Source organism: Halovenus carboxidivorans, from assembly GCF_009831575.1.
Classification (GTDB): domain Archaea; phylum Halobacteriota; class Halobacteria; order Halobacteriales; family Haloarculaceae; genus Halovenus; species Halovenus carboxidivorans.
In genome coordinates this window covers 194,646-211,318 of the sequence record NZ_WUUT01000004.1, presented here as the reverse complement: position 1 = coordinate 211,318, position 16,673 = coordinate 194,646, and the positions used below count along the sequence as shown (strand labels likewise).

At 64.6% G+C, this 16,673-nt stretch carries 17 protein-coding genes; 8 read left to right on the top strand and 9 right to left on the bottom strand.

The window, feature by feature from the left end:
• Positions 1 to 18 precede the first annotated feature (18 nt).
• The 4 genes from GRX03_RS11595 to GRX03_RS11580 form a co-directional block, all read right to left on the bottom strand.
• On the bottom strand, positions 19 to 1,071 hold the full coding sequence (locus tag GRX03_RS11595) for a hypothetical protein (protein WP_159764369.1): 1,053 nt from the start codon (positions 1,069 to 1,071) through the stop codon (positions 19 to 21).
• A 154-nt stretch (positions 1,072 to 1,225) separates the two neighbouring features.
• Complete coding sequence (locus GRX03_RS11590) at positions 1,226 to 2,524, bottom strand: amidohydrolase (protein ID WP_159764368.1); 1,299 nt, start codon at positions 2,522 to 2,524, stop codon at positions 1,226 to 1,228.
• Between the two features lie 35 nt (positions 2,525 to 2,559).
• Positions 2,560 to 2,901 (bottom strand): 2Fe-2S iron-sulfur cluster-binding protein, encoded by a 342-nt coding sequence (locus GRX03_RS11585; RefSeq protein WP_368278363.1) that lies wholly within the window; start codon positions 2,899 to 2,901, stop codon positions 2,560 to 2,562.
• Positions 2,902 to 2,950: 49 nt separating this feature from the next.
• On the bottom strand, positions 2,951 to 3,979 hold the full coding sequence (locus GRX03_RS11580; protein WP_159764367.1) for a type II CAAX endopeptidase family protein: 1,029 nt from the start codon (positions 3,977 to 3,979) through the stop codon (positions 2,951 to 2,953).
• Between the two features lie 87 nt (positions 3,980 to 4,066).
• On the opposite strand from GRX03_RS11580, the gene hisG reads away from it, so the two are divergent.
• On the top strand, positions 4,067 to 4,912 hold the full coding sequence (hisG, locus tag GRX03_RS11575; protein WP_159764366.1) for an ATP phosphoribosyltransferase: 846 nt from the start codon (positions 4,067 to 4,069) through the stop codon (positions 4,910 to 4,912).
• 1 nt (position 4,913) lies between these two features.
• Positions 4,914 to 6,041, top strand: coding sequence for a DNA-methyltransferase (locus tag GRX03_RS11570; RefSeq protein WP_159764365.1), 1,128 nt, complete (start codon positions 4,914 to 4,916; stop codon positions 6,039 to 6,041).
• Positions 6,042 to 6,048: 7 nt separating this feature from the next.
• Here GRX03_RS11570 and GRX03_RS11565 read toward each other — a convergent pair whose 3' ends face one another.
• Entirely contained in the window at positions 6,049 to 6,384 is a 336-nt protein-coding gene (locus tag GRX03_RS11565; RefSeq protein ID WP_159764364.1) for a hypothetical protein, read from the bottom strand.
• 113 nt (positions 6,385 to 6,497) lie between these two features.
• Positions 6,498 to 7,058: a TATA-box-binding protein gene (locus tag GRX03_RS11560; protein WP_159764363.1), complete on the bottom strand. Its 561-nt coding sequence runs from the start codon at positions 7,056 to 7,058 to the stop codon at positions 6,498 to 6,500.
• Between the two features lie 169 nt (positions 7,059 to 7,227).
• Between GRX03_RS11560 and GRX03_RS11555 the strand changes: the two genes are divergently transcribed.
• The 5 genes from GRX03_RS11555 (at position 7,228) to GRX03_RS11535 (ending at position 12,210) form a co-directional block, all read left to right on the top strand.
• Positions 7,228 to 8,199 (top strand): methyltransferase domain-containing protein, encoded by a 972-nt coding sequence (locus tag GRX03_RS11555; protein WP_368278360.1) that lies wholly within the window; start codon positions 7,228 to 7,230, stop codon positions 8,197 to 8,199.
• Between the two features lie 63 nt (positions 8,200 to 8,262).
• A complete protein-coding gene (dacZ, locus tag GRX03_RS11550; protein ID WP_159764362.1) occupies positions 8,263 to 9,072 on the top strand; it encodes a diadenylate cyclase DacZ in 810 nt (269 codons plus the stop codon).
• 1 nt (position 9,073) lies between these two features.
• Entirely contained in the window at positions 9,074 to 9,862 is a 789-nt protein-coding gene (locus tag GRX03_RS11545; protein ID WP_159764361.1) for a mechanosensitive ion channel domain-containing protein, read from the top strand.
• 59 nt (positions 9,863 to 9,921) lie between these two features.
• Positions 9,922 to 10,365 carry a TIGR00725 family protein gene (locus GRX03_RS11540; protein WP_159764360.1) on the top strand — a complete coding sequence of 148 codons (444 nt, stop codon included), beginning with the start codon at positions 9,922 to 9,924 and terminating at the stop codon, positions 10,363 to 10,365.
• Positions 10,366 to 10,458: 93 nt separating this feature from the next.
• A complete protein-coding gene (locus GRX03_RS11535) occupies positions 10,459 to 12,210 on the top strand; it encodes an ATP-binding protein (protein WP_159764359.1) in 1,752 nt (583 codons plus the stop codon).
• Here the strand turns inward: GRX03_RS11535 and GRX03_RS11530 are convergent.
• Entirely contained in the window at positions 12,205 to 13,086 is an 882-nt protein-coding gene (locus tag GRX03_RS11530; RefSeq protein WP_159764358.1) for an MBL fold metallo-hydrolase, read from the bottom strand. The two genes, GRX03_RS11535 and GRX03_RS11530, sit on opposite strands and share 6 nt — an antisense overlap.
• 71 nt (positions 13,087 to 13,157) lie before the next feature.
• On the bottom strand, positions 13,158 to 14,483 hold the full coding sequence (locus GRX03_RS11525) for an ATP-binding protein (protein WP_159764357.1): 1,326 nt from the start codon (positions 14,481 to 14,483) through the stop codon (positions 13,158 to 13,160).
• Between the two features lie 271 nt (positions 14,484 to 14,754).
• Here GRX03_RS11525 and GRX03_RS11520 point away from each other — a divergent pair, with 271 nt between their 5' ends.
• Positions 14,755 to 15,477, top strand: coding sequence for a fumarylacetoacetate hydrolase family protein (locus tag GRX03_RS11520; RefSeq protein ID WP_159764356.1), 723 nt, complete (start codon positions 14,755 to 14,757; stop codon positions 15,475 to 15,477).
• A gap of 7 nt (positions 15,478 to 15,484) precedes the next feature.
• On the opposite strand, the gene GRX03_RS11515 is transcribed toward GRX03_RS11520, so the two are convergent.
• On the bottom strand, positions 15,485 to 16,627 hold the full coding sequence (locus GRX03_RS11515; protein ID WP_159764355.1) for a CBS domain-containing protein: 1,143 nt from the start codon (positions 16,625 to 16,627) through the stop codon (positions 15,485 to 15,487).
• Between the last annotated feature and the right edge of the window lie 46 nt (positions 16,628 to 16,673).

The following is a 16,673-nucleotide window of genomic DNA, read 5'->3' as shown; positions in this document are numbered from 1 at the left end:
GACGAGGTGGTCGTCGCCTCAGCGACCAGCACCGTCCGGCGGTCCTCGCTGTCCGCCGTTACCGCTCCCGGCGTTCTCGTCGTCCGAATCCGTGTTGTTTTCATCGTCGGCGTCGTCCGAATCCGTGTCCTCAGCCGCTTCCCGCTCCGCTGCTTCGTCGGCCTCCTCGTCTTCGGCCTCCTGATCGCCTTCGTCGTCAGCGTCCCCGGTTTCGTCTTCTTCGGCTTCGGTCTCGTCCTCCTCGTCCTCACCGTTCGGACCCGCATTCTCGGGCGGACCTCGTTCGGTGTCGTTGTCGGGACCGGCGTCTTCGGGCGGACCCCGGTCAGTGTCGTTGTCCGGACCGATATCCTCGGGCGGACCGCGTTCGGTGTCATTGTCCGGGCCCGCGTCTTCGGGCGGACCCCGCTCGCTGTCGTTTTCCGGGCCGGCGTCATCAGGCGGGCCGGCCTCGCCCGGAGTCTCGTCTGCCGCCGGGTTGTTGTTCAAGACGAACGTGGAGACGAGCTGGCCGATCGGTTCGGCGGTCTCGTTCTGGGCCGTTTCGTTCTGGCTCGTCTCGTTGGTCTCCGTCTCGTTCTCACTGCTCACGTCCTCGTTGAGCAGCGACTGAACGAACGAGGAGACCAGTTGTCCGAACGACTGTTCGGAGTCCTCCCCTTCGGTCTCGCCCTCGTCAGTCTCTTCGTCTTCGGTCTCCTCGTTTTCCTCGTCTGCGTCCTCAGTAGTCGCGTCGAGTTCTGTCTCGACGGTGACCGTCTCACCGTCGACCCCCGCAGTCACCTCAACGGTCGCGTTCTCTTCGGGCGCGGGGAGTTCGACCTCGCCGTCGTCGTCGGTCGTGTAGATCCCGCTCCCGTTGTAGGTGTCGTTACCCACCGCTGTCACTTCTACCGTGCTGTTCTCGACTGCCGAACCGTTCTGCGTGACCGTCACCGTAACCTCTCCGTCGTCGTCCTGTGTCACGGAGAGATCCGCGTGCCCGTCCGCGGCGGCCGTGCCGGCCCCCGCGGCGAGCACGAGCCCACCGAATGCCAGTGCGGCCACGATCAGTGCTGTCTGTCTGCGCATCGTATCCTCTCCTTACTCTGAGATACACCTAAACCCCCCCTCCCGTTTAGGTCGTTCACGGGGCTGTTCGCTCTCGTTGAAAGCCGCCGATAGCCAGCGACATACTTCAAAAACAGTTTATGGCGTTTATTTCTCTGTATTATCGGTCGTACAATTACGCCTGTGCGCGGTCGAACAGCGCCTCGGCGCGTTCGCGGGCGTCGTCGATGACCTCCTCCAGATCGAGGGTCTGGAGTTCCCGGTCGGCCATCAGCACGGTGCCGTCACAGACGGTGTGGCGAACGTCGCTGCCCTTGACGGCGTAGACGAGGTGGCTCAGCAGGTCGTGTCGGGGCGTGAGATGCGGCTTATCCAGATCGATCACGGCCAGGTCGGCGTTCGCGCCGGCTTCGATGCGGCCGCTGTCGAATCCGACCGCCGCGGCGCTGCCGGCCGTCGCCATCTCGACGGCCGCCGGCGCGTCGACCGCCCGGGCATCCCCGGCGGCGAGTTTGCCGATCATCGCCGCGTCGCGCATCTCGTCGAACATGTCGAGGTCGTTGTTCGAGGCTGCGCCGTCGGTGCCGAGTCCGACCGGGACGCCCGCGTCGAGTAGCTTCTGGACGGGGGCCATCCCGCTCGCCAGTTTCATGTTCGAGGCGGGGTTGTGGATGACCGCCGTCTCCCGTTCGGCGAGCAGTTCGATCTCGCGGTCGTCGACGTGGACGCCGTGGGCGAGAAAGGAGTTCTCGGCGAGGAGTCCGAGGTCGTCGGCGTACTCCAGCGGGCGCTGGTCGTACTCCTCGACTAGCGGGTCGACCTCGTTTTCGGTCTCGTTGGCGTGGAAGTGGATCGGGATGTCGTCCTCGCGGGCTTTCGGAACGTACTCCCGGTAGAACGACTCGTCGACGGTCGTGAGGCTGTGTGGGGTGAACATCGTGCGGACGCGCCCGTCGGCTGTGCCGTCGTACTCGCGGGCGAACTCCAGCCCCGCCCGGAAATCCTCGTGAGCCGCCTCGTCGTCCTTGCCGACGGTGATCGCGCCGTGGCCGAGACGGGCGCGGACGCCCGCCTCCTCGACGACCGCCGCGACCTCCGGCATGAAGAAGTACATGTCCGCGAAGGCGGTCGTCCCCGAGCGGATCATCTCCGCGATACCGAGCGCCGCGCCCGCCCGCACGTCGCCGGCCTGGAGTTCGGCCTCGACGGGCCAGATGTCCTCCTGGAGCCAGTCGTCGAGCTGTTTGTCGTCGGCACTGCCGCGAAACAGCGTCATCGCCACGTGGGTGTGTGCGTTGACCAGCCCGGGGACGACGAGGCCGCCGCTGGCGTCGAGTTCGCGGTCGGCGTCCACTTCACCGGGTTCGACGACAGCGTCGATTGTCCCCGTTACCGTGTCGATGAGAACGTCAGCGGGATCGATGCTGTGGTCCGGGCGGAGCACCTCGCCGCCGGTGACTGCAAGCGTGTCCATACCCGGAGTGGGTCGCGCCACGCTCTTAATCCCTGTCACAGATGCCGCGGCAGGACCTGCCCCCAGACGTGTTTGTCGAGCAACCGGACGGTCAGGGGTTCCTCGACGGTGATCTGGCAGGACAGCCGAGGGTAGCCGAACTGGACCGCCGCGGCGTCGTGCCAGTGATCCGGAGCAATCTCCGGCTCGATGTCGACGGTACAGGTCGCACAGAGTCCGCGACCGCCGCAGTTGGCGTGTCGGGAGAGGGTGCCGTACACCTCGAATCCCCGGTCGAGCAGGGCGTCCCGGAGCCTCCGGCCGCGCTCGACGTCGATAGTGTGTTCGTCGGCCCCGTCGATGACAGTGACGGCGACGGTCTGCTGTTCGTTGGTCACGAGCAGTCGGTACGGCCTCGCCTCTCAAAAGAAGTAGGCGCGGAATCGCTCACAGCAGGCCGATCACGAACCGAACGGGTGCGAACAGGACGGACCCGGCCTGCTGTGGTCCAAAAAAGGCCAGAGAGATGAGAATCGAGTTGTGCAGCGAGTGCAACAGCCACGGCACGACGAGGTTGCCGGTGTACTCGTAGACCGCACCGAGAACGAGCGCGGTGACGGACAGAATCGAGATTGTCGTCGCGACGGCGACCGGATCGGTCGATCCGAGCGCGACCACGTGGACGGACGCGAAGATGATCGACGCGGCGACGATGCCGGGCACGACGTCGAACCGTTCCCGGATGCGGTTCTGGATGACGCCGCGGTACAGAATCTCCTCACACGGGCCGATGACGAGAAACATCAGCGCGAAGACGCCCGCGATCAGGACGGGATCGGTGCCGGCGCTCTGGGTCAACTGATTCGCGCTCTCGTTCGACGCGGGTTCCGTCCCGAGTAGCGCGATGATGGTCGAGACGACGATGGCGAGAACGATGATCCCGAAATAGCCCAGAATCACCACCCCCAACTCCTTGAGCGAGGGGACGCGGAGACCCAGGTACTCGCGGATGTCCGCCCACCCGAACCGTCGGGTGCGCCGGAGGTAGCCGACTGCGAGTCCGAAAAAGCCGAAGTACTGTCCGAAGGCCGCGCCGACGATCAGCGCCGCCCCGGTGGACAACTGCAGGAGACCGACGAGCGGGACGGAGAGCAGGGTGAACGCCAGCAACAGGATGATACTGAGAACGGCGAGACCGATGCCGGTCGCAATCGGTCGCCAGCCCGGCTCCTTGCCGCGCATCGATCCGGGGGCCCCCGGGCCCGTTCGCCGGGGTTCCCGTGACGGCTTCTCCCAGTCGGAACCCGAGCCCGTACCGTCACGCGGCGCTGGGTGCTGGTTTTCCGGCGGTCGCCCCGCCGACTGGGTGCCGTGATCGTCGAGCGCCGCGCCGCACTCCGGACAGTAGTTGTCCGACTGGTAGATCTGCGTTCCACACGAGTGATAAAAATCGTCCGACCCGGAGGGCTCGTTCATGTACCCACAGATTAGGACTCCGGTAAAAAGAGCCTTTGTCTCCCGCGGGTCGAAACACAGTTGTCCCGGGCCCCCGACGGGTACGGTATGCGTATCGCTGTGCCCAACAAGGGCCGTCTTCACGAGCCGACCCTGGAGCTACTCGAACGGGCCGGCCTCCACCTCGTCAACGGAGCGGACCGGAAACTGTACGCCGACACCGTCGATCCCGACGTGAGTGTGCTGTTCGCGCGAAGCGCCGACATTCCGGAGTACGTCGCCGACGGGGCGGCCGAACTCGGGATCACGGGCTACGATCAGGCCCGGGAGTCCCCGGTGGAGTTGCACGAACTGCTCGATCTCGACTACGGTGGCTGTCGGATCGTCCTCGCCGTCCCCGAGGACGGCGACATCGAAGACGTGTCGGATCTCGACGGCGGGACCATCGCGACCGAGTTTCCCCGAATCACCGAAGGGTACTTCGAGGGGACCGATGTCGACGTGAGCATCACCGAGGTCTCGGGAGCGACCGAACTCACGCCGCACGTCGACATGGCCGACGGGATCGTAGACATCACTTCGACGGGAACGACGCTACGGATGAACCGTCTCGAACCGATCGAGGAGATTCTCAGCTCCTCGGTTCGGCTGTTCGCTCGCGAGGACGTGCTCGACGACCCGAAAGTCGAACAGGTCCGGACGGCGCTGGACTCGGTGCTCGCCGCGGAGGATCAGCGGTATCTCATGCTCAACGCGCCGGAGCAGCGACTCGAGGAGATCAGGGAGGTCCTGCCGGGGATGGGCGGGCCGACGGTGATGGACATCGCCGGGACAGAGCAGGTCGCCGTCCACGCCGTCGTCGCGGAGGATGCCGTCTTCGAGGCGATCAGCGAACTCAAGGCCGTCGGTGCCAGCGACATCCTCGTGACCGAGATCGAACGGTTAGTCGAGTAAGATGGGCGAGGACGACAGCCGAGCACGAACGGACGAGAGAGGCGCCGACCGGGAGACGACCCACCGAATTCACGCGGCGGACGCCCGGGACCTGAGCGAACTCGACGAGAACGCGGTCGATCTGGTCGTCACCTCGCCGCCGTATCCGATGGTCGAGATGTGGGACGACCTCTTCGGAGAACTCGCCCCCGAGGTCGAGTCGTATCTCGACGCCGAAAAGGGCGAAGCGGCCTTCGAGGCGATGCACGGCGTCCTCGACGCCGTCTGGGACGAACTCCAGCGGGTGGTCGCCCCCGGCGGGATCGTCTGTCTCAACGTCGGTGACGCGACCCGAACCGTCGGCGGACAGTTCCGTGTCTACCCGAACCACAGCCGAATCACCAGCGCCTTCGAGCGCCGCGGGTTCGACCCGATGCCCGATATCCTCTGGCACAAGCCGACCAACAGCGCCGCGAAGTTCATGGGCAGCGGAATGCTCCCACCGAGCGCGTACGTCACCCTCGAACACGAACACATCCTCGTCTTCCGCAACGGCAGTCGACGGTCGTTCGAGCCGGGCGCGGATCGGCGCTACGAGGCCGCTTACTTCTGGGAGGAGCGCAACCGCTGGTTCACCGATGTCTGGACGGATGTCCGCGGGCGGTTGCAGGATCTGGACGACGACGGACTCCGCGACCGGGCCGCCGCCTTCCCCTTCGAGATTCCGTACCGGCTCTGTTCGATGTTCTCCGTCTACGGAGACACCGTGTTAGACCCATTCTGGGGAACCGGAACGACGACGCTCGCGGCGATGGTCGCGGGGCGGAACTCGATCGGCTACGAGCGCGACCCCGCCTTTCTGGATCGCTTCTCCGAGCGCGTCGAGGACGTGCCCGACATCGCCAGAGACGTGATCGGTGAACGCCTCCAGCGGCATCTGGAGTTCGTCAGCGAACGGTCCGACTCCGGAAGCCAACCCGATTACGAGTCGGAGTATTACGGCTTCCCGGTCATGACCAGCCAGGAGGAGACACTGCGGCTGTACGCCGTCGAGAGTGTCACACGAGCCGGGGAATCACCGACCGAGTACAGCCTCAGACACCGACCCGCCGAGGAGACGACCGTCGTAGATCGACTCGAACGCGAGTGAGAGCCGATCAGACGGAGCGTTTCTTGACCGTCCACTCCTCGTCGGGCACGTCGAAGACGAATCGGCGGCTCCCGCGGCCGGTCTGCAAGACGAGTCGCTCGTTGCCGAGTTTGTACTTGGTGACCATCCGGAGTTCGATCTCCTCGCGGAGGGTCTGCAGGCGGAACTCCTTGCGGCCGGTCTCCTCGTACATTCCCAGAGTGACGCCGATGTCGTCGAACTCACAGACGATCTTCGACTCGGTCACCTCGTCGAGATCTCCGCTGTTCCGGGCGACCCACTTCCCGAACGAGGTGGCGAACTCCTCCGAGAGTCCGCCGTCCTCGTTCCAGATCTCGTCCATACGTGTACCGGCAACTGCGCCATTATAGAACTTTTGGGGACGGTCGTTCGGTCGTCGTCCGTTGAAAATTCAGATACAGAGAAACGTAGAGAGAACCGCACAGGGAGGGTCCGTCAGTCGAGCAGGCTCAGTTCTTCCAGTCGGGTGACGATCTTGTCGACGGCTTCCTTGGCGTCGTCGGGTTCCTTCCCGCCCGTGATGACGAGTTTGCCCGAACCGAAAAGCAGCGCCACAACGTCGGGGTCTTCGAGGCGGTAGACGAGTCCCGGGAACTGCTCGGGTTCGTACTCGATCTTTTCGAGGCCGAGGCCGATGGCGATGGCGTTCAGGTTGAGATTCCGGCCGAGATCCGCCGACGTGACGATGTTCTGGACGATGATCTCCGGGTCGTCCTCGACCTGGATGTTCAGTTCGCGGAGTTTGTCGAAGACGATACGCAGGCTCTGGTGGACGTCGTCGGTGCTTTTCGCGCCGGTACAGACGATTTTCCCCGACCGGAAGATCAGCGCCGCCGATTTCGGCTCCTGTGTCCGGTACACGAGCCCCGGGAACTGCTCGGGATCGTAGTCCGCGCCCTCCAGGTCCATGGCCACGCTCTGAAGGTCAAGCTCCTGGCCGATACCAGTCGACGCAACGACGTTTTCGATATTGATGGTCTCCTTGGGATCTACCATGTCTCACCTTAAACCTCGTATTTAAGATTTATAAAGGTTCGTGACGCCGCAAACTGGGAACCGGCCGAGAAACCATACGTGTTTTGAGAGGTTCTGTTTATATTCCCGTGTCCGTGTCGACTGCACCGGCAACCGATACGCTGATGTCGATTCGGCCGTCAGTGCAGGCGTGTACGTTCTCGAACTCGCCGGCCAGGACGACGAGTTCGCGGCCTACGAGGCCGAGCACGCGGCGAGCGATATCTCCAGACTCGCACCGGGGCTGGTGACCGCTCGGGGTATCTCGGACCGCTTCGAGCAGTTGGCGTTCACCCATCGTGCCAGCGAGTTGATCGGTCGAGGCGTCCCGACGGTGGCAGACGCGCAGGCGATTCTCTCGACGGCGACGCTCGACCGGGAGGGGTCGGTCGCGGTTCGGGCGGTCGACGTGCGCTCGACGACGGGCATCGACACGCAGGCGGTCGAGCGAGCGCTGGGCTCCGAACTCGTCGAGCGCGGGTTCGAGATCGACCTCGACGACCCGGATCACGAACTCCGGGCGCTGTTCTCCGGCGGCGAGAACGGAACCTGCGCGCTGGGGTGGCTCGTCGCCGAGACCGAACGCGGGTTCGGCGACCGGAAACCGACCGACCGACCGTTCTTCCAGCCCGGGAGCATGGACCCGATGCTCGCCCGAGCGCTCGCGAACATCGCCGGAGCGCGGCCGGGCGCGACGGTGCTTGATCCGATGTGTGGCACCGCCGGCATCCTCATCGAGGCCGGGCTCGCGGGGGCAGACGTGATCGGCGTCGACGTACAGGAGAAGATGGTCCGGGGGAGCCGTGAGAACCTCGCAGCCGCCGTCGACGAGGGGTTCGAGGTGATCCGCGGCGACGCCGGACGACTGCCACTCCGAGAGGACGCCGTCGACACCGCTGTGTTCGACGCGCCGTACGGCCGCCAGTCGAAAATCGAGGGTGATCTCGGCGAACTGGTCTACGACGCCCTCTGTGAGGCCCGTCGAGTCGCCTCCCGCTGTGTCGTCGTCGGGGACAAGCCGTGGGCACAGCCCGCACACAACGCCGGCTGGACGACCGAAGCGGTGTTCGACCGCCGGGTCCACCGGTCGCTGACCAGATACATCGTCGTGCTCCGGGACTGAACCGGAGGCGTCCGTGACCGATCTGCCGCAAGGTTTTTTCCCACATGGTGAGTCGATACACCAATGACCGGGCTGGGCGACCTGCTGAATGATGTCGTCGAGGAAATCGACGCCGTACTGCTTTTTACGGAAGATTCGGAGACGTTCAAACGCTTCGATGCCGACGAGATCAACACGGTCGTCGTCGGGACGAGCAACGCGGTCGACGCCGAGCAGTTCGTCTCGCTCCCGCTGCAGTTCGAGGAGATCGACGGCCGAATCAGATTCGGGATCGAGGGCGCACTGGATCAGGAACTCATCGAGGAGACCGACGAGGTCGTCTGTCTCACGAGTTCGTTCAGTTCGGCTATCGACTCGATCATCCGGGTCGAGGCCGATCAGTTCACCCAGACCGGGCTGTACGATCTGTTCGTCAACTCCCGGGCCGACGCCGACGTCGTCCGAGACGTGTTCGAGGTTGCCATCGAACTCGGGAAGAAGGGTCAGAAGGGCAAACCGGTCGGCGCGCTGTTCGTGGTCGGTGACGCCGGGAAAGTGATGAACAAGTCCCGGCCGCTGTCGTACAACCCCTTCGAGAAGTCTCACGTCCACGTCGGCGATCCGATCGTCAACGTCATGCTCAAGGAGTTTTCCCGGCTGGACGGCGCGTTCGTGATCTCCGACGGCGGAAAGATCGTCTCCGCGTACCGTTATCTCGAACCCGGTGCGGAGGGCGTCGACATCCCGAAAGGGCTGGGAGCGCGACACATGGCCGCCGGCGCGATCACCAAGGACACGAACGCGACCGCGATCGTCCTCTCGGAGAGCGACGGGATGGTCCGGGCGTTCAAGGCCGGCGAACTGGTCTTCGAACTCGATCCGGAGGAGTACTGAGATGCAGATCGACTGGCCAACACTGATCCGTAGTCTCTTCTCGGAGGAAGCCGCTCTCACCGCGGCGGTGGTACTGCTTCTCACCGGCGTCTTGCTCTCCTATCTGACCTGGCGGTGGACACACACGCTGTTTCGTCGGACGGGGATCAACGAGGCTGTCGAGGGGACGACCTTCGAGCGGACGGTGGCCCGGTTCGGCACCTCGACGAGCGGAATCATCGCCACACTGCTGGCGATATTCGTCTACGTCCTGACGGCGATTACCGCGTTCAACGTCGCGCGGCTGCTGAACTTCGAGCTGTTTTGGGCGCAGGTCACTCGGAATCTCCCCGGGCTGTTCATCGCGGTGCTCGCGGTCATCGTCGGGTTGATCGCGGGTGACAAATCGGAGATCATCATCCAGGAGCGGCTCCGGTCGGTGAAACTCCCCGAGGTGAGTCTGATCGGTGCCACCGCCAAGTACAGCATCTACTACATCGCGGCGCTGATCGCGCTCGCACAACTCGGTGTCGCAACGACCGCCCTGCTCGTCCTGTTAGCCGCGTACGCCTTCGGTCTCGTCTTTCTGTCCGGCATCGCGTTCAAGCAGTTTCTCACCGCCGGCGCGGCGGGCGTCTATCTCCTGCTCGTCGAGCCGTACACCATCGGAGACGAGGTCCGCATCGACGACAAGCGGGGAATCGTTCAGGAGATCGATATGTTCGTGACACGGATCGAGGCCGACGGCGAGGAGTACATCATCCCGAACCAGCAGGTCTTCCGTTCCGGGATCATCCGGATCCGGGGGTGAGAGCCGCGGCAGTCGGCTCGACTCGGATGGTTTACCGCCCTCGGCTACGATGGAACTGTATGCGCGTCAGTGTCATCGGCGGTGCGTCAGTGTCCGAGGCGACGTACAGACGGGCCCGAGAGGTGGGCCGGTTGCTCGGAGAGCGCGGCCACGAGGTCGTCTGCGGCGGTCGGGGCGGCGTCATGGAGGCGGTCTGCCGCGGCGCCCGAGAGACCGGCGGACACACGATCGGCATCTTACCGGGGGCCGACCGGGCGGCCGCAAACAGGTACGTCGAGACTCCGATTGCGACCGGGATGGGAAACGCCCGAAACGCCCTGGTCGTGCTCAACGGCGACGCCGTGATCGCTATCGACGGGAGCACCGGGACGCTCTCCGAACTCGGTCTGGCGCTGGATTACGGCCGTCCGGTCGCCGGTCTCGACACACACGATATCGACGGCGTCGAGGCCGTCGACGCCCCGGACGCGGCGGTCGAGTACGTCGAAGCCGCCCTCAGGTGAGCGGACTGCGAGCCGAATCGGAGCGAGCGGCCCCCGGCGATCCGACGGTATTTACTGTTCCGCCCGCGAATGGGTGCAAGACAGACGTGAGCAATGAGTAGCCACCTCCCGTTCGTCGCCGCGGTCGTCTACACCCTGATCGGGGCGGTGCCGGCGGCCGTCGCCGCGGTCTCCTGGCGCAACCGGGGGACGCCCGGAGCGGCGGCGCTGGTCGTGACCGGTCTCGCGGCGGCCGCAGCGAGTATCGTCCAGGCCGGCCGGTTTCTCGACGGACCGCTGGGACTCTCGGCGTCGGTCGGAATCGTGCTGCACATCGCGTTGCTCGCGAGCGTGAACGTCGCGGTACTCGGAACGCTGTACGTCGCCGCCGAGTACACGAACCACACCTGGTTGATCCGACGGTGGCTGCTCGCCGTCCTGGCGTTCGCTGCGGTTGCGCTCCCAGTGGGGCGCATCTTCGCCGGCGCGGTCGATAGCCAGGCGTTCGGCACGCTAGCAAACGCCGACTTCCTCTATCGGGTCGTCGTCGCGGTGTCGGGACTCGTGCTGTTCGTCCGCCAGTATCTCGGCTCGCAGGGCGTCTACCGAAAACAGGCGGGGGCGCTCTCGCTCGGACTGGCGCTCGGGGCCGGGTTCGGTCTGCTCGAACGGCTCTACTCGGACCCGTTCGTCGAGTTCACGTTGCTGGGCATGAGCGGCGGCTGTGTGGTACTCGGAATCGCGCTCTTCCGGTACGAGTTTTTGCAGACCAGTCCCATCGCCCGGGAGACGCTGTTCGATTACGTCTCCGATCCCGTCGTCGCCGTCGACGCTCGAACGCACGTCGCCGACGCGAACAGGGCCGCCAGAGACACCTTCGGTATCGACGACCGAGAGATCGGACAGCGTGCGGAGGCGGTCTTCTCGACCGACGAGGAACTGACATCCTCCGAGAGCGTCTCCGCGGGCGCGGCCGCTCCGGTCGGCGGACTCGTGCTCGACGGACGCCGGCACTTCGATCCGTCACACCCGGTGATCGAGGCGCTTCACCGCGGCGACTCTCTCTCCGAGACGGAGTTCGCGCTGGTCACCGAGGGCGGTGTCAGCTACTACACCGTGACGAGCACCGCTCTCTCGGCCGGGCCCGACGCCGCCGGCCACCTCGTCGTGTTCCGCGAGGTGACCGCCGAGCGCGAGCGCGCACAGGACCTCGATATCCTCAAGGAGGTGCTCTCACGTGTCCTCCGACACAACCTCCGCAACGAGATCACCGTCATCCGCGGGTTCGCCTCGTCGATCTCCGACAAGGGCGACGAGGGGACCGCCGCCGAGGCGGAGCGGATCGTCGACCGGACGAACGTGCTCCTGAACACCAGCGAAACCGCCCGAGCGATCAAAAACGTCATCGACAGCACGGAACCGGTACCGGTGTCGCTCGGGGAACTCGTCGCCCGAGCGGTCGAAACCGCCCGTGACGGCCACCCCGGTGCGACCGTCGACGTCGACGTGCCCGACGCGACGGTGTCGATCAACCCCGAGTTCGACGCGGCACTGCGGGAGGTGATCGAGAACGCAATCGTCCACAACGACACCAGCCCGCACGTGGAGATCACCGGCGAGCGAATCGACGGAGTCGTGGAACTCAGGATCAGCGATAACGGTCCTGGAATCCCGGAGTACGAACTGGACGTGTTGGACCGCGGCGAGGAGACCTCGCTGGATCACGGGAGCGGGGCGGGACTGTGGCTGATTCAGATCGCGACCGAACACTCGAACGGGGACTGTCGGTTCGAGACCGGCGAGGACGGCACCACCGTCACAATCAGACTACCGGTCGCGGAGTCAGCGGACCGGGCGACGCTATAGGTCGTACCGTTCGCCGTCGAGAGCGAGCGGTTGCTCGAAGGCCTCCTCCGCCGGGTAGTAGTGTGCGATGTGGACGATCCGCGTCTGCTCGGCGTTCAGATCCTCCGCGAGCGCCAACGCCCCTTCGCGAGTCATATGTTTGGTCCCGAACGTCCGGGGGACGCCCTCGTCGTCGTGGTGCGTGCCGCCCATCGGGTGGTACTCACAGAGGTGTGCGGGGACGATGCCGTCGGCTAACAGCAGATCCGGGTCCGAGAGCACCTCGCGGGACTGCTCGGAGAGTCCGTAGCTCGTATCGCCCGACAGCGAGAGCTTCGCGCCGGTCTCGGGGTCCTCCACCGCCAGTCCGTAACAGAGCAGCGGCGGGTGATCGACCGGGACCAGCGTCACCTCGAAGCCGCAGGTCTCGAACGGTTCGAACGGTGTCTGCGGGGTGACGCCGATCTGGTCGAGATAGTAGTAGTCACTCTCGACGGTCTCGGCGACGCTCTTGTCGGTCTCCGGGTCGGTTTCGTCGGCCGCGTGGACGGTCAGATCGTCGACGAGTCGAAAGCAGTTGCCGAGGCCGTCGAGGTGATCGAAGTGGATGTGTGTGATGATCGCCTCGTCGGGGAGCGGAACGTCCTCGCGGAGGAACTGCTGGCGGAAGTCCGGGCTGAAGTCGATCAGCAGCGATTCGTCGGTGCGCTCGTTGTGGACGTGGACGGAGAAGCGAGTCCGCTCGACACCGCCGCCAGCGGTGATGGTCGCGCCCTGCTCGCGGGCACGCTGGAGGACCCCCTCCTCGGGGTCGCGTGCGGCCTGGCAGGTATCGCAGTCACAGCCGACCGTCGGCGTCCCAGTCGTGTCGCCGGTCCCGAGCAACGTGACCTGCATCGTCAGCAGTGATACGGCAACGACGGACAAAAAGTCGGTGGATACGGCGGGCGGGTCGGCGCGGGGAGGGATCAGTCGTGGCTGTGGTCGTGGTCGCCGTCGAACCCGCCGCCGCCGGCGACGAGCGTGTCGTGGTCGCCCTCGATCATGTCGAGATTTTTCAGCGTGTCTCGCTCCTCGAACTCCTCGACGGCGTCGATGAGATCCTGTTGGGTGAGCGTCGTCCGCTCCTCGGTGAGCGCTTCGAGGACCGCTTCCCGGAGCACCAGTCGGAGGTCGCTGCCGGTGAGCCCCTCCGTGAGTTCGGCCAGTTCGTCCGCCGAGAAGTCGACGATCTCCATCTGCTCGGTGACGATTTCGAGGATCCCGGCGCGCATGCTGTGGTCCGGTTTCGGGAAGTTGACAATCTCGTCGAACCGCCGCCACGCCGCCGCGTCGAGCTGGTCGGGGTGGTTCGTCGCGCCGATCAGAAGCACCTCGTCCTGGATGAGACTGACCTCGTCGATGCTCTTTAACAGCGTGTTGACGGCGCGTTTGATCGCGGCGTGTTCGTCGCTGGATCGGGTCTTGGCGACGAAGTCGAACTCGTCGATGAAGAGGATACACGGCGAGAGGCGCTTGGCGACCTCGAAGGTCTTCTCGACGTTTTTCGCGGTCTCGCCGAGATACTGGCTGGTGATCATCGAGAGTTTGACCTCGACGAAGGGGAGCCCGAGTTTGCTCGCGAGCGCCCGCGCGACGCTGGTCTTGCCGGTTCCCGGCGGGCCGACGAACAGCAGTTTTCCGATCTCACGGAGTCCGATGCTGGCCAGATACTCGCGGTGTTCGATGGCCTTGACGATTTTCTGGATCTCGCCTTCCTGTTCGCTCGTCAACACGATTTCGTCCAGGGTCTGTTCGATCTCTTCGGGAGCGCGGATGTCGACCAGATCCAGCATCTCCTCCTCTTCCTCGTCGTCGAAGTACTCCTCGAGCAGCGAGTCGATGAACTCCCGGTCCGCCCGGGCCGGGCGGTTCCGCTCGCTGGCCCGTTCGTAGGAGACGTTGCGGCCGTCGGAGAAGTGCTTGGCGAGGACGGGGTTGGCCTCGATCCGGTCGTCGTCGGCCCGGTCGAGATACCACTGTTCGGCCATCTCCCGGTCGGTAAACGAGAGCGTGCCGGAGAAGTCGTCGTAATCGGTGAACATCAGTCCGGAGATAGCGTCCCACGGCTGATCGACGCCGGTCGCGCTCTGTGCGCCGCCGACCGTCGGCGAGAGCGGGCGCTCGATCCGGCCGTCACTCCAGAACGGGCCGCGGTAGGCCGCGGGCAGATCGTCGGCATCGAGAGTATCTGTCTCGTTGTAGACGGTCGTCGTCAGAACGAACTCGACGACAGCGAGTTCCGGGTCCTTCATTCTCACAAAGGTAGCGCCGCAAGCCAAATAAGTGCCTCGAAGCGCCGCTCAGAGACGAGTCACAGGACCGACGACGACCCGAGACACCGCTTGAGTCGAACGGTCGCACCACCCAATCCGCGGCTCACAGCCGTGAGGATCTACAATCCATCAAATAGTTGCGAGTCCGGGTCCGATCCCGCTTCGATCTGTCGTGGACTCAGTCGAACGACCACTCTCTGTGGCGTCCCACCTCGAAACTGTTGTAAGCCGCCGCGAGAAACGACCGGGCATGAAACTGGCGCGCATCGAGACTGACGACGGCATCCTCACCGGCGAATACGACGACGGAACGGTGACGGTGGAAGGTGAACAGTACGAGATTGGCGAGGACGCGACGCTGCGAGCGCCCTGCGAACCGGGGACGTTCTACTGCGTCGGTCGAAACTTCGCGGAGAAAATCGACCAGATGGACTACGACATCCCGGACACGCCGGACTGGTTCATCAAGCCGGCCGTCTCGCTGCATCCGCCCGAACAGCCGATCGAATACCCGGAGTGGACCGAGGAACTGACATACGCCGGCGAACTCGCCGCCGTCATCGACGAGGAGTGTACGGACCTCGACGGCGAGGACGAGGTGCGGGAGGTTCTCCGGGGCTGGACGATTCTGAACGACCTCGACGCCCTGGATCAGGAGCGACGAACCGCCCGGAAGGCATTCGACGGCTCCGCGCCGCTGGGGCCGGTCATCGAGACCGACCTCGACCCCCGGGACAGCAAAATCGAGACGCACATCTCCGGCGAGAAGCGCCAGGACGCGACGACGGAGTGGATGATCTTCGATCCTTACGAGACGGTCGCCTTCCTCTCCGAGCGGTACACCTTCCGGCCGGGCGACGTGATCTCGTTCGGGAGCCCGGCGAACCCGGGGCTGCTCGAACCCGGAGACGATATCGAAATCTGGTACGAGGGGATCGGTCGGCTGAAAAATACGGTCGTCGACCCCGAGTAGCTCCCGACTACAGCTCGCCGAGTTTGCGCAGCAACTGTCCGCGGTACTCCTCGTCGGCGCGGACGCCTTTCAGTTCGAGGACGCGCCGTTCGAGTTTATCCAAAGCGACGTTGAAGGCCGTGTCGGCACCGTAGCCTTCGCCGGAGCCGGCGACCTGTCCCTTGTTGGTCCGCAGGCGGACCTGACACTGGATCAGCGGGGTACCGCGGAGTTTCTCCTTGTGTTTGTGGAAGCGGACGTGAGCGTGCTGGACCTGCATGTCCTGGTACTTGTCCGCGGTCTGCTGGATCTCCTCGCGGATCTCCTCGCGGGAGAGGGTGTCCAGCAGTTTGATGTTCGTGATCTGAACGTCCATGTGATCCTCCTCCGTGTACGTCAGTGCCCGGAGCACGTCGGTTTTCGTCACGATTCCCGCGACCGTCTCGTCGTCATCGTCGGGCGTGACGACCAGCCCGGCGTAGTCGTTGTCGAGCATCTGCTCGACGGCGGATTTGACCGTGGCACCGGTCGTCGTCGTCGCGACGGGGCTGGACATGATATCGTAGACCGGGATGTCGAGGACGCGGTCGATATCGCCCGATCGGTCGCCTTTCTGCTGGCGCTCCATATCTCGGACCGCGAAGTCGGCGATGTCGTGGGTCGTGACCATCCCGGTGAGTCGGCCGTCTTCGTCGAGGACGGGAAGTCGGGAGATACTGTTCTCCCGGAGCAGGTTGATGCAGCGACCAATCTGGGTGTCGTCGTCGACTGTCACGACCTCGGCCGTGTAGATGTCCGCGACGTCGAGCGTATCGAGGTTGTCGAGCACCGCTTCGAGGATCGCCTCCTCGCTGACGATTCCCCAGAGCGTCTCTCCCTCGAACACCGGCGCGATCTTCGCGCCGCTTTCGACCAGCACTCGTGCCACCTCACGCACGTCGTCGGTCCGCCGGACCTTGGGCGCGGATCTGACCAGCCCCCGGACCTTCGCCCCGTCCTGAATGTGTGACTGAATCAGCTGTTTCTGGTTGATAATCCCCGTATAGTCACCGTCTTCCGTGACCACGATCCCTTTCGGTCTGTCTTCCTCGAACATCGAGCGGACCTTCCCGAGGCGTTCGTCCGCGTCAATCTCGGCGTAATCGGGAGTGGCTATGTCAGCAATATCCATCGTAATCTCCACATCGAAGTTCGACGCGTGGCATAATCAAAGTTAG